This window comes from Nereida sp. (genome assembly GCF_965655635.1).
GTDB lineage: Bacteria > Pseudomonadota > Alphaproteobacteria > Rhodobacterales > Rhodobacteraceae > Nereida.
Genome location: NZ_CBFHHE010000001.1, coordinates 103,543 through 115,955 on the forward strand (window position 1 = coordinate 103,543; position 12,413 = coordinate 115,955).

Consider the following 12,413-nt stretch of genomic DNA (forward strand, 5'->3'; position numbering starts at 1 on the left):
CACTGGTACACGCGCGGGGAACGACCTTGCGCGTGTACATTCTAAAGATCGCCGAAAGTTTCTTCATGTTTGACCACTCCAACACCCCTGATTTTGCCAAGCTAACGCACGGCGTTGGCGTGGGTTATAAACCGCAGCATTTCTCTGACATTATGCCATCCGGAGGCGCGGTTGATTGGCTTGAGATACACGCAGAAAACTACATGGATGACGGCGGGCGTCCCCTTGCACAGCTTGAGGCGCTTGGCGCGAAATACCCTCTCTCCATTCGTGGTGTTGGGCTGTCTATTGGCTCCGAAGGGCCCCTTGATCCTGCGCATTTGAAACGGCTCCAGAAACTTTGTGACCGCGTGGACCCCGCAAGTTTTTCAGGACATCTTGCGTGGTCGACCCATAACATGGGCTTTCTAAACGACCTATTGCCCCTACCCTACACAGACCAAACGCTGAACACAGTTGCCGCACATATTGATCAGGTGCAAAATGCCCTTGGTCGTCAAATGCTGTTGGAAAATCCGTCCAACTATCTCGCGTTCAAAGAAACCCAAATGCCTGAGGTAGAGTTTCTAACAGAACTGGTCGAACGTACGGGCTGCGGGCTGCTGCTGGATGTAAGCAATGTGTTTATCTCAGCTACCAACCAGCAAACAGACCCGCTCTCATATTTAAACGCGTTTCCACTGGCTCATGTGGGCGAAATACATATCAGTGGCCATGATCATGATATTGATGACCACGGCGCACCGTTGCTTATTGATAGCCACGGGCGTGAGGTAGCTGAACCCGTTTGGGTGCTCCTAGATCATGTGTTGCGCACGGCTGGGTTGCGCCCCGTTTTGATAGAATGGGATACGGATGTGCCCGAATGGCCCGTGCTAGCAGCCGAGGCCGCACGCGCCAAAACCGCTTTGCAAACGGCGGTCCCTGCGTGCTTTCCCAAGATGCATTCACGCAGGCGCTGCTTGATCCAAACGCAGCAACGCCTGCGGGATTGATCGATCCGAAGGGCGAAACGGCCCCCAAACGCTTTGCTGTCTATCGCAACAACGTTGCAGTTAGCCTGACCAATGCCCTGAAAGAAGGGTTTCCAGTGGTACACAAACTGGTCGGCGATGATTTCTTTACGGCGATGGCCAGCGTTTTCATTCGCAAACATCCCCCTGAAAGCCCCATGATGATGCATTATGGTGCGGAACTGCCCAAGTTTCTGACCAGCTTTGCCCCCGCAACGAAGCTTGGTTACCTGTCCGATGTGGCACGTCTCGAGTTAGCAATGCGCAGAAGTTACCACGCAGCTGATGCGCGCCCAGTTGCTGCTGACTTGCTGGGGTCAATTGAGCCAGATGCATTGATGAGCATGTATTTCACACTGGCGCCAGCGGTTCAGATCTTACGCTCTAGGTGGCCTATTTACAGTATCTGGGCGGCAAATATGTTGGGTACGGAACTGCCCAACGGAGCGCGAGGCCAAGCCGTCTTGATAACCCGCGCCGAATTTGACCCGGTGCCACATCTACTCGGTGTTGGTACAGCAACCTTTATTGGCGCCCTCGCAGAACATAACTTCGGCAACGCCCACGACACTGCCCTAGCCGCAGCACCGGGCTTTGACCTAAGCGCAGCCCTTGGTGTGCTGCTGGCGGGAAATGCGATCACCTCCATCACAGAAAGCCCCCTGACATGAATACGCTTATCTCTCTGCATAACGCGGTTTTTGCGCGTCTCTCTGCCGCCGGTGACATCATCACCCCCACATTGGCGCGGTTCGTGTTTGGCGCGGTTCTACTGCAATACTATTGGGCATCAGCAGGCACAAAACTTGACGGCTTTTTCAGTCCATCTGATGGTGGCTACATCCAAATATTTCCCAAAGCTGTTGAAGCAGCTGGCTATGATACGTCACAACTTGGGGTCTTTCACTTGGTGGTCGTGATGGCGGGGACATACGCGGAGTACGCCCTGCCGCTTCTGATTATCATTGGTCTTCTGACGCGCCTCGCAGCAATTGGTATGATCGGCTTTGTGTTGGTACAATCGATCGTCGACATTACCGGACATAATGTGGGCGGGGCCGATTTGGGCGCATGGTTTGATAAAGCTTCAGGCGCGTTGATCATGGATCAGCGCACCCTTTGGGTTTTTGTGTTGCTTGTTTTGGTCGTACGCGGTGCCGGTCCGTTTTCAGTGGACCGATTATTAAAGCGTGCCGTCGTCTAAAGCCAAACAGCCTTCGCAGCCGCATCCCAACCAATTGTCGTATGGTCGTGGGACGCAATAATCGGTCGCTTCATCAATGTGGGATGCGCCAGCAACAGTTGGATCGGTGCGATCTGACGGTCCTCTCCCGACAAGCCACGCCAAGTGGTTGAGCGCATATTCAACAGCTTTTCGCCAAACATATCGTGGAAAATCTTAAGCCGTGCCTCGCTCAGCGGAGCATCACGCACATCGTGCAATACTGAACCCTCAATCTCTTTGAGAGCTTTGCGGCACGTATCGCACGCTTTAATCCCGTAAATTGTGATGGTCATTTATTTCGAAGCTCCTGCATTCTTGTTACTTGATTTTCAAACTACGGTGCTAGCTAGTTTCTTACACAGTTTGTTCCAGCGGCGCACCGCTTGAATACAATCAAGATTGCCGCCAAGCGCGGTTCGACACTAAGGAGATAGCGGATGGCTACTGGCACCGTAAAATGGTTCAACCAAACAAAAGGTTACGGCTTCATCGCACCGGATGATGGCGGCAAAGACATTTTTGTACATATTTCAGCTATTGAGGCCGCTGGCTTGCGCGGCTTGAACGACGACCAAAAAATTCAGTACGAAATGATTTCAGGCCGTGATGGCCGTGAAAGCGCTGGTGAGTTGGTTCTGCTGTAACCGTCAATCACGCGTTACTAAATTCGAAGGCCCGCAACGATTGATCGTGGCGGGCTTTTTTGTTTGCAACGGGGTACCTGTACCTATTGACTGTGCGAAGTCCCACCATGCGAATGATATGTGACATAGCCGTGGCGCTTTACATGACTATGGGTGATTACATCTTTGTGGCGCTTTCGAGCGTGCCAAACAGGGTGCATCATCGCCTGCTGATAGCTTCCAGCATTTGGCTTACCGCAGCAAATAACACCACTCATTGTGACAGGCTGTAGACCCGCAGGGCAATAATTGGCAGCGCTGTCATAGCGGTAAACACGGTCTCCCGCTGATGCTGCGACGGTCGTTGTACAGACCAATCCGGCACACATTGCAATTGTTTTGATCATAATAACTCCCTGCACCGACGCGCATTACTCGTTAACATTCCTACGGTGACGCGTTGCCCCGCATAGGTCAAACTATACAACGGAAACGGTCTGTTTCCAAAACTACGACGCTTTGCCTAGTCGGGCTTGGCAATTGCCATGAATTCGCGCCACTCACCTTTGGACATGCCCGATGTTTCTTGGGTCACTTCTTCACCTGACATCATACGACGCAAACACTCAACGCCGCGACCAGAGAACTGTGCTCCGCCCATACGGTAATCTTCAAAAGCACCATACGCAAATGGCACCCAATCTTTGACCACATCACAGATCGCATCGGCGTAAACACGTATTTCGTATTGTGCGTGGCTATCCGCGCGCAAGCGCAGGAAATGGAAAAGGTTGTGCAAGTCCACTTTCCAATACCACTGGGTATAAATGTTAGCAGGCAAGTTCATCCGCGCAAGCTCTCGTGCCAGCCCTTGTTGGCCATCTTCACTGATCATCTCTTCGTAGTGATCATAAGCGCGGTTGCTATCGGCTTTCAGGAATTCAAGCACCCGTGCTGCCTCATCCCCCTGCAGTGCTTCGCCGCGACCTTGGTTGTTGATCACAGACTGAGCTGCAAGATGCTCGGGTGCGGGGATATAAAACTCGCGGTCAAGAATTGAGTAGCGCGCGGAATACTCATTTACGTTCGCTGTGCGGTGACGGATCCATTGACGGGCTACAAAAACCGGCAACTTCACGTGCAACTTAATCTCGCACATTTCAAACGGCGTGGAGTGCCAGTGGCGCATCAGATACCGGATCAGGCCTTCGTCATTTTGCACTGACTTGGTACCCTTACCATAGCTTACCCGTGCCGCTTGCGTAATCGCGTTGTCATCGCCCATGTAGTCAATGACGCGGATAAAGCCGTGATCCAGAACAGGTTTCGACTCATACAAATGTGCTTCCATACCAGGCACTGTGGCGCGCGCTGTTTGGTGACGCATAGCGCGTTGTGCATCGATTTCGGCTTGTTGCTCGGGCGTTACAGGCATGGTGTTGTCTTTCTGTCCAGATTCGCTTCTGCACTATATCTGGGAACTGCCCATCAATAAACGGCCATATGCTGGGGTTTTTCGCCGCTGGCTTGTTGACTTAAATCACCAGAAATTAGACTATTGGGCTGTGTAATGATTGCCAGTTTAAGTGTTGAAATGTTGGGTATTTTTCCGCGATTGTTGATTGCAACCCTAGGCTTTGCGCCAATTTTAGGATGTGGCGGTGACGGGACGAACCCGTTCATCATCGACGGCATTCCAGCACAAGACACGACAAGTGACCCAAACACGGGTGCAGGAGCCACGCCCGACAATCGCTTTTTGTTCAGTCCCTCCGAGAACCTCATTCTAAATTCAGTGGATTTTGACGAGACAACCAATCAGTTGGTCCTGAATAACCTTCCATTCGACAACTCTGACATAACCGGCGGTATTTACGAGCAGGTTCAACAGATTAACGCGCGCACCATCGAATACCGCAATGAGCGCGCAGGCGATCAGCCTTTTGACACCTACTACGCCGTCTTCATACGTTCGCCCGAATACGAAGCAACTGCGGTTGCCTCTGGCGATTATCTTGGGTTTGGATATGGCGGTGCAAACCTTCGGCGCATCGGCAACACGATCACGCTACCAGGCGTTGCCACCTACACCTACGCGGGCGATTATGCGGGGTATCGCACATTTGATCAGGGACGCGGCGGAATTGAACTGGTGACCGGTGACCTTCGCATTGATGTCGATTTCGCAGATATTGATGTAGTCGAAAACATTGGCGGCACTTTGCGCGGCGCAATCACAAATAGGCAACGTGCTGCCCCCGGTGGCGGCGCTGCGATCCCAAATGCGCTACCTAATGTGTTGCTTGTGGACACCGAATTTAATCGTGACGGAGAAATCAACGAAGCCGAGGCCGGAACTGCCTTTGAGGGCGACCCGCGCGACAACGGTATCTATGACGGGGGCTTTAACGGCAAAGATGCCGCAGCCGTTGCTGGGTTTATAAAGATTGAAGGTGTCGCAGGTATTCAACGTGTGGGGTTCGATACGGTCACATATTCGCAGGTCATTGATGAAGAACCACAGCTCTTTACTCAAACAAGTCTACCGAATGATTTGCGCCTTGTGCGCGAGCGTATTGGGCGCGGTGAAGTCATTGCAGATTTCGTATTCCAGCTGCCTGCGGGTGCTACTTTGGTTGAACGTGAAACCGATACGATTGTGCTCAGTTCAGAATTCAACGCCCGTGAAGTTGGTGCTTTCAGCACAGATAGCGTCAACCGCGATCCGTGACGTGGTGATGAGGCACCCCATCTTATTGTGCGTTTGCCTAGTGGCTTTTGCTATAGGCGCGCCCCAAACAGTGATGGCCCAAAGCTCAGATCAGTTACGTTTGAGCAAAGAAGAAGCACGGGTATTTGCGCAAACCTTGGTTAATCAATCCGAACCACGCGCCGCACGTGAGGTGGCACTTGGACTTTTGCGTGCCGACCCTGACGATGTTTCAGCACTTTTTTCACTGGCGGCAGCCGAGCGTTTACTGGGTCGGTCCACTGCCGCACGGTTTGCTGGCAAAAGAGCGTTTCGCAAAACCGCAAATCCGTCAGAGAAATTTGCAGCGGCGATCCTTATTCCTGAAAGTTATCTTCGTCATGGGCAACATACGCGCGCCCAAATTTGGCTAAGACGTTCCGAGCCTTTTGCGCGTGGTCCGGCGCAACAAGCGGCACTTGCCAGAAACTATGCGCAAGTTGCGCGGGCGAACCCGCTTACGTTTGAATTGGAATTTCGCGCAGGACCGAACAGCAACATCAACAACGCGCCCAAGTCAGACAGCCTAATTTTCAACGGGATCGAAATCGCGGCAAGCGGTGCCAGCCTTGCGCTTTCCGGCACCGAAATTTCGTACGGGCTTAAGCTTCGTCACAAACGCCCATTAAATGACGGCACCGCCTTGTCTTTTGGCACGCGGCTGAACGCCATCAATTACCGACTTTCAGATTCCGCAAAGGCCCAAGCCCCTGATGCGCACCCAAGCGACTTTGCGTTTTATGAGGTCGGAATTGACGCAAGCTACGACGCAAAGCCCACAGCAAATGCAGCCGACACCGTCAGATTTGAAGTTGGCGCAAACTGGTACGGCGGCGGAAGGCTGACGAATTTTGCAAAAGTAGAAGCAGAACGGCGCTTTCGCTGGGGGAATGCGGCAACTGGCGCAATTGGATTTGGAATTACGCGCAACGAACGGCTAGACGCCGATGAGCGGTCCTCCACTGTCGCATCGGCAACGCTCAAAAGAACACAGACCCTATCGGTTGGTTCACGCCTAAGCTGGTCAGCAAACACTTCAAACACAGCCTCACGTTCAGCCCTCATTGAGCACGCAAGCGTTTCTGCAAATATCACCTACGCGCCGGCGGAACCGATACTTGGCGCCACAGCGGAATTTGGCGTTTCATTTGGTCAGCGCAAGTATGCACAAGTCGTTAGCATTTTTGGTCCCGATAGCCGCAAAGATAGGCAAGCAGGGATCCGAGCACAGTTTTTAGTGGAAAAGATCAACGTCTACGGATTTGCACCGCTCGTAACTCTGTCCGCCTCAAGCACAGAATCAAACATCAACCGCTATGATATCCGGCAAACAGGTGTATCATTGGGGATAGCGTCGGTCTTCTGATCGGCAATCGAATTCTCAAAGCGAAGGAGCCAAAAATATGGCCTTAACTTACCTGCACACGATGGTTCGCGTGAAAAACCTGGAGGCATCAATGGCTTTTTTCAAGCTGTTGGGCCTGAAAGAGACGCACCGCACTGACCACGAAGGGGGCCGCTTTACTCTGGTTTTCATGGCCGCTCCCGGTCAGGAAGAGACGCCTGTTGAGTTGACCTACAACTGGGATGGCGATGATGAATTGCCTTCAGATAGCCGCCATTTTGGACATCTGGCATACCGCGTAGACAACATCTACGAAGCCTGTCAGCACTTTATGGATAACGGCGTAACTATAAACCGCCCGCCCCATGATGGGCGCATGGCTTTTGTTCGCTCACCAGACAATATCAGTATTGAATTGCTACAAGCAGGTGACGCGTTGGCTCCGGCAGAACCATGGGCCAGCATGAAAACCACTGGTCACTGGTGAAGACACCACGTTCTAACCAGCCCTACTACAACTGACGTTAGGTTGGTTCTGCTGAACATTCGTTAACTTGAATTGAAAGGAGTGCGGATAGCCCGCGCTCCTTTTGCCCAAATGGACGCAGCCACATTTAATAGATGTATCGGATTTGATCAGTCCAGTAACGTTCCACGCGTTTCAGCCCGTGCGTAATGTCATCTAGTCTTTCAAGATCAAGCACCTGATGGGCCTGCAGACCATCTGAATGGCGTGCAAACAACTCGTCCACCACTTTACAGACATGCCTGCCATTTTCAGTTAATTTCACCCGAACAGAGCGGCGATCAATTTCGCACCGTTGGTGGTGCATATACCCCATCTCAACAAGTTTTTTGAGGTTATAGCTTACGTTACTGCCTTGGTAGTACCCGCGTGATTTAAGCTCTCCGGCGGTGACTTCATTGTGACCGATGTTGAACAACAGCAGTGCCTGAGCAGCATTGATATCGAGCAGACCAACGCGCTCAAACTCGTCTTTCAAAACATCGAGGAGCAGCCTATGCAGCCGCTCCACCAGTGACAACGCATCAAGGTAACTTGAGGCAAATGGGTCTTTTTGCTGGGTAATGCCCGATCCGGGAAGATTTCCTTGCATGCTCATGGCCGTGCCTCTGTCAACTAAATGTTGCGCAAGGCTTAGAGACCAATCGCTAATTACCGGTTAAAACGCCGCCATCTTTCAGCATATGTGCGGAAATCTCTGAAATCATATCCAAAAATGCTGGCGGTGTTTCGACTTGACCCGTGATCCACTGATACAGATCGTGGTCATTTTCAGCCAATAGCGCATCATATGTGGCCAACTCTCCGTCAGTCATTTCACGTAGTTTACTATCCGCATAGTCCATCAAAATGACGTCCATCTCTTTGATGCCCCGCCTGATTGATCGCATATAAAGACGCTTGATTTGCGTCTCGCGCGGCTCGTCCGCGGGCGGGATCGGCTGTGGAATTTGGGGAAGTTCGCTCATGTGCCCGCCTTAATCGCAGCGCGCAGGCGTTTTTCTACAATGCCCATACGCTCGGTTTCGCGGTAAACCCGTGCTTTAATTGCGCGAAGTTCCAACAACAAGTCATCAACACCATCAGGCAGGTCTTGTCCCATATCTGGGGCCTCTACACCCTCGCCTTCGCCGTTCAACAACCAGCTGAAAGACACGCCGATAATGCCCGCCATCATGGTCAACCGGTTGGCGCGGGGCTCGGACAGATCCTCCTCCCACGATTGCATCGTGGTCAGTTTCACACCAAGGCGCTTGGCCAGTTGTGCTTGGGTCATGCCAGCCGCCTCACGCGCGCCGGCAAGACGATCCCCGAAAGTAGAGGTGTCCTCGCTAAACCAATCTTCGTTTTGCTGTGTCACATCTTCCATTACATGCCTCTTCCGTCTAAGGGATATTTTAATCGTTCTAACACATTCTTATCACCGAGCAAAACGGAGCCTACAATGTCTTTTCTGTCCAAAACACTCGATCGCGTCAAACCGTCACCGACGATTGCCGTGACCACCCTTGCTGGTGAGTTAAAGGCAAAAGGCATGGATGTGATCGGCCTTGGCGCAGGTGAGCCAGACTTTGACACCCCGCAAAACATCAAAGACGCAGCCGTTTCTGCAATCGCTGCAGGGAAAACCAAATACACGGCCCCTGACGGTATTCCTGAGCTGAAGCAAGCAATCTGTGACAAGCTAAAACGCGATAACGGACTTGAGTACACACCCGCACAGATCAGCGTGGGCACCGGTGGCAAGCAGACGCTTTATAATGCCTTCATGGCAACACTAAACGAAGGCGACGAGGTAATTATCCCCGCCCCATACTGGGTCAGCTATCCGGATATGGTTCTGCTGGGTGGCGGCACGCCTGTGGCCGTTGAAGCGACCCTTGAGAACAACTTCAAAATTACAGCAGAACAGCTTGAAGCAGCGATTACCCCTAAAACAAAATGGTTCATCTTCAACTCGCCCTCAAACCCAACGGGTGCGGGCTATTCAGCCGATGAGCTGAAAAAACTCACAGACGTGCTGCTAAAGCATCCGCATGTTTGGATCATGACAGATGATATGTACGAGCATCTGGCCTATGATGATTTCAAATTTGCGACCCCTGCGGAAGTAGAGCCCAAGCTTTATGAGCGCGCCCTGACATGCAACGGCGTCTCCAAAGCCTATGCGATGACCGGATGGCGCATTGGATATGCGGCGGGTCCAGAGCACATGATCAAAGCGATGCGTAAAGTGCAGTCGCAATCAACATCGAACCCCTGCTCTATCAGCCAGTGGGCCGCCGTTGAGGCACTGAACGGCACGCAACACTTTTTGCCCGAGCATAACGTGGTCTTCAAACGCCGCCGCGACATGGTTGTGGACATGCTGAACGCGATTGATGGCGTTACCTGCCCCACGCCCGAAGGTGCGTTCTATGTATACCCCAACATCACCGGCCTGATTGGTAAAACTACGCCCAAAGGCACTGTTATTGAAAGCGACGAGGCTTTCTCAACCGCGCTTTTGGAAGACACCGGTGTGGCCGTGGTGTTCGGTGCGGCATTCGGACTTTCACCAAACTTCCGCGTCAGCTACGCTACGTCAGACGATAACTTGAAAGAAGCCTGCACACGTATCCAGACTTTCTGCGCAGCCCTAAGCTAAACGAGAGACTTTATGAGTAGCGATCTACCCGAGTACTATTTCCGCATCCGTGAAAACGGCGCACTAGTATTTCGGGTGGACGCAGAAAACCGTCAACGGCGCATCGATATGGAGCCGCTGGCGGTTCTCGACATTCGCAACGGCGAGATAAAACCGCAAGGCGAGCGTGAGCTAAGCGAGGCTGATCTTGCGGTGATCCGCGAATGGATGGAAGAGCGTCAAGAGTTGCTCGCAGCCCGTGATATGGATGACATCCACCGCGCGATCGACAGTCTGAACTTGACTGCACAATGGGCGCAATCCAAAGCCAGTGACGATCAACTTGATGAAGTAACCAACTCGCTGCTACTCGCGATGCGCGACCTACGCAGCGTATTGGTACGCAAAAAAAGCCGACCGCATCGTGGTCAAAGACTAGCCCACCTGCTGGTGTACCTCTATCACATTGCCTTCGGGATCATGAAAAAAAACCTGATGCCATTCCTTGGCAAAAGCCGTTCCGTAATCTGAGTACGGCACATCATTCTCATCCAAAAGCTTCAAAAACGCCGCGATATCATCGGTTCGAAATGCGATGTGTCCGCGATCAACGGGGTTGATGGTTTGCCCATTCTTGAATGCTACATCCAAATTCCGCTCGGCCAAATGCATCTGCATCGCGCCATCTGTGGCAAAGCGGATTGAACCACTATAGCCCGCCTCTTCGGTCTCATCCGTGCGCGGAAAATTATCTTGAGGAATGTCATCAAGCCCGAGTAAACCAGTGTAAAAATCGTGCATGCGGTCAACATCGCGGGACACAAAATTGATATGGTGGAATTCAAGCTTCATCGAAAACGCTCCTCAAATAAGTGCCCACAGCCTAGCCTCTGTTCAGGGCGCCGTCACGCCGTGATGTAAACGCCGCGCCGCGCTGTAAATCGCCAAACCAACAAAACCGCCGCCCCGAGCAAGCCAACGATCAATCCGGCCCATACCCCAACACCACCAAAATCCAAGACAAACCCAAGAACATACGCTGCGGGCAATCCAAGCCCCCAATAACTTAGCGCCGCCAACCACATGGGCACGCGGGTGTCTTGCACACCGCGCAAAAGGCCCAAGCAGATAACCTGCAGCCCGTCTGCAAACTGAAACAACGCTGCCATATAAATAAGCGACACGCCAATAGGGATAATCACATCGCGGGCAGGATCATCGGGGGCCAAAAACGCTGTGACGAACAAATCTGGCACGCCAAAAAACACAACCATCGTCGCCGCAGAAACCGCAAAAGACGCACCGACCGCAACTTTACCGCCCAGAATCAAACCGGCCGCATCCCTACGTCCAACGGCGTTTCCTGCGCGCACGGTCGTGGCTTGGGACAGCCCCAGATGAACCATGAACGTTCCCGTGGCCACCTGAAGTGCAATGCCATGTGCGGCCAAAGCATCGGTGCCAAGCCAGCCCATCATTGTGGACGCCGCCGTAAACAGACTTGTCTCAGCCAAGGACGTCAGCGCAATCGGCCAGCCCAACGCAAACACCTGCCGCAACGCAGATGCATCAATTTTCCATAGGCTGCGGAACAGATCGTATTGCGGCAGAACCCGTTGGGCATAGCCCATAAAGACGACCAGCATCGCAACTTGAACCAAAACTGAGGCAATAGCTGCCCCCTGAATGCCAAGTTCCGGTAAGCCCAAGTTCCCAAAGATCAGGGCATAATTGAACACAACGTTGATAGCCGCCCCGAAAAGCGTGACCCAAAGCACGGGTCCTACGCGGTCAACAGCACTTAGATAGCTTGCCAAAACCCGTACCAGAAGTGCAGGGAAAAGCCCCCATCCCGCGATACGTAAATAGGTTTGTGCGCCTGATGCGACCTCAGGGGTTTGACCCAGCCCAATCAGCCAACCTTCCGAAAACCAAAGCGCCGGCATCACAGCACCTGCAAATGCAACGGACAACCACATCCCCATGCGCGTGGCGCGGCGCACCTGAACCGTATCTGACCTCGCGTCCGCTTCCGCCACCAGCGACGTAATCGCCCATGCAAAGCCAGAGCCTACCACCTGCAGCGTCATGAAAAAGCTACCCGCGATCGTAGCCGCGGCCAGTGCCTCAACCGAATACCAGCCCAGCATAATCGTGTCGGTCAGCCCCAGCAAAAAGCCTGCCAGAAAACTGCCGATCAACGGAATGCCGAGGCGCAACAAGGCGCTAAGGTGTGCGGATGCGTTCATCGCAAAACCGTTGATCCATCCCAGTGGGCCTTGCAACAAAAATCTGACTGTCCAGAT

The 12,413-nt window shown here is 52.7% G+C and carries 15 protein-coding genes and 1 pseudogene; 9 read left to right on the forward strand and 7 right to left on the reverse strand.

From position 1 onward, the window contains the following. Positions 1 to 65: 65 nt before the first annotated feature. The 3 genes from bufB to ACTF5M_RS00550 are packed head-to-tail and all read left to right on the forward strand — an operon-like array spanning position 66 to position 2,217. The gene (gene bufB, locus ACTF5M_RS00540) at positions 66 to 995 is read left to right on the forward strand and encodes an MNIO family bufferin maturase (protein ID WP_438959169.1); all 930 of its coding nucleotides are present in this window, start codon (positions 66 to 68) and stop codon (positions 993 to 995) included. Next, positions 929 to 1,684, forward strand: coding sequence for an HvfC/BufC N-terminal domain-containing protein (locus ACTF5M_RS00545; protein WP_438959170.1), 756 nt, complete (start codon positions 929 to 931; stop codon positions 1,682 to 1,684). Before bufB ends, ACTF5M_RS00545 begins: the two co-directional genes overlap by 67 nt. Beyond that, entirely contained in the window at positions 1,681 to 2,217 is a 537-nt protein-coding gene (locus ACTF5M_RS00550) for a hypothetical protein (RefSeq protein WP_438959171.1), read from the forward strand. The genes ACTF5M_RS00545 and ACTF5M_RS00550 overlap by 4 nt, the downstream gene beginning before the upstream one ends. Here ACTF5M_RS00550 and ACTF5M_RS00555 read toward each other — a convergent pair. Beyond that, entirely contained in the window at positions 2,214 to 2,531 is a 318-nt protein-coding gene (locus ACTF5M_RS00555) for an arsenate reductase family protein (protein ID WP_438959172.1), read from the reverse strand. The genes ACTF5M_RS00550 and ACTF5M_RS00555 overlap by 4 nt on opposite strands. A gap of 144 nt (positions 2,532 to 2,675) precedes the next feature. Here ACTF5M_RS00555 and ACTF5M_RS00560 point away from each other — a divergent pair, with 144 nt between their 5' ends. Beyond that, entirely contained in the window at positions 2,676 to 2,882 is a 207-nt protein-coding gene (locus ACTF5M_RS00560; protein WP_438959173.1) for a cold-shock protein, read from the forward strand. Between the two features lie 502 nt (positions 2,883 to 3,384). Here ACTF5M_RS00560 and thyX read toward each other — a convergent pair. Further along, positions 3,385 to 4,296 carry an FAD-dependent thymidylate synthase gene (gene thyX / locus ACTF5M_RS00565; RefSeq protein ID WP_438959174.1) on the reverse strand — a complete coding sequence of 304 codons (912 nt, stop codon included), beginning with the start codon at positions 4,294 to 4,296 and terminating at the stop codon, positions 3,385 to 3,387. A gap of 135 nt (positions 4,297 to 4,431) precedes the next feature. Here thyX and ACTF5M_RS00570 point away from each other — a divergent pair, with 135 nt between their 5' ends. From ACTF5M_RS00570 to ACTF5M_RS00580, 3 genes are read left to right on the forward strand one after another with little or no spacing between them, the layout of a single operon-like run. Next, positions 4,432 to 5,592, forward strand: coding sequence for a hypothetical protein (locus ACTF5M_RS00570; RefSeq protein WP_438959175.1), 1,161 nt, complete (start codon positions 4,432 to 4,434; stop codon positions 5,590 to 5,592). A 40-nt stretch (positions 5,593 to 5,632) separates the two neighbouring features. Then, on the forward strand, positions 5,633 to 6,976 hold the full coding sequence (locus ACTF5M_RS00575) for a surface lipoprotein assembly modifier (RefSeq protein ID WP_438959176.1): 1,344 nt from the start codon (positions 5,633 to 5,635) through the stop codon (positions 6,974 to 6,976). Positions 6,977 to 7,013: 37 nt separating this feature from the next. Beyond that, positions 7,014 to 7,442 carry a VOC family protein gene (locus tag ACTF5M_RS00580; protein ID WP_438959177.1) on the forward strand — a complete coding sequence of 143 codons (429 nt, stop codon included), beginning with the start codon at positions 7,014 to 7,016 and terminating at the stop codon, positions 7,440 to 7,442. 127 nt (positions 7,443 to 7,569) lie between these two features. Here the strand turns inward: ACTF5M_RS00580 and ACTF5M_RS00585 are convergent, their stop codons facing one another. Genes ACTF5M_RS00585 through ACTF5M_RS00595 form a run of 3 tightly spaced genes read right to left on the reverse strand, consistent with a single transcriptional unit; the run spans position 7,570 to position 8,850 of the window. Next, positions 7,570 to 8,073 (reverse strand): MarR family winged helix-turn-helix transcriptional regulator, encoded by a 504-nt coding sequence (locus tag ACTF5M_RS00585; protein ID WP_438959210.1) that lies wholly within the window; start codon positions 8,071 to 8,073, stop codon positions 7,570 to 7,572. A 55-nt stretch (positions 8,074 to 8,128) separates the two neighbouring features. Beyond that, on the reverse strand, positions 8,129 to 8,449 hold the full coding sequence (locus tag ACTF5M_RS00590) for a succinate dehydrogenase assembly factor 2 (protein WP_438959178.1): 321 nt from the start codon (positions 8,447 to 8,449) through the stop codon (positions 8,129 to 8,131). Further along, on the reverse strand, positions 8,446 to 8,850 hold the full coding sequence (locus tag ACTF5M_RS00595; protein ID WP_438959179.1) for a helix-turn-helix domain-containing protein: 405 nt from the start codon (positions 8,848 to 8,850) through the stop codon (positions 8,446 to 8,448). The genes ACTF5M_RS00590 and ACTF5M_RS00595 overlap by 4 nt, the downstream gene beginning before the upstream one ends. Positions 8,851 to 8,925: 75 nt before the next feature. On the opposite strand from ACTF5M_RS00595, the gene ACTF5M_RS00600 reads away from it, so the two are divergent. Continuing rightward, complete coding sequence (locus tag ACTF5M_RS00600; RefSeq protein WP_438959180.1) at positions 8,926 to 10,128, forward strand: pyridoxal phosphate-dependent aminotransferase; 1,203 nt, start codon at positions 8,926 to 8,928, stop codon at positions 10,126 to 10,128. 12 nt (positions 10,129 to 10,140) lie between these two features. Then, positions 10,141 to 10,521: pseudogene (locus ACTF5M_RS00605) on the forward strand (hypothetical protein); the annotation flags it as partial. Between the two features lie 21 nt (positions 10,522 to 10,542). On the opposite strand, the gene ACTF5M_RS00610 reads toward ACTF5M_RS00605, so the two are convergent. Continuing rightward, entirely contained in the window at positions 10,543 to 10,959 is a 417-nt protein-coding gene (locus ACTF5M_RS00610; RefSeq protein ID WP_438959181.1) for a VOC family protein, read from the reverse strand. Between the two features lie 53 nt (positions 10,960 to 11,012). Then, positions 11,013 to 12,356, reverse strand: a complete 1,344-nt coding sequence (locus ACTF5M_RS00615) for an MATE family efflux transporter (protein WP_438959182.1) — start codon at positions 12,354 to 12,356, stop codon at positions 11,013 to 11,015. Positions 12,357 to 12,413: the final 57 nt, after the last annotated feature.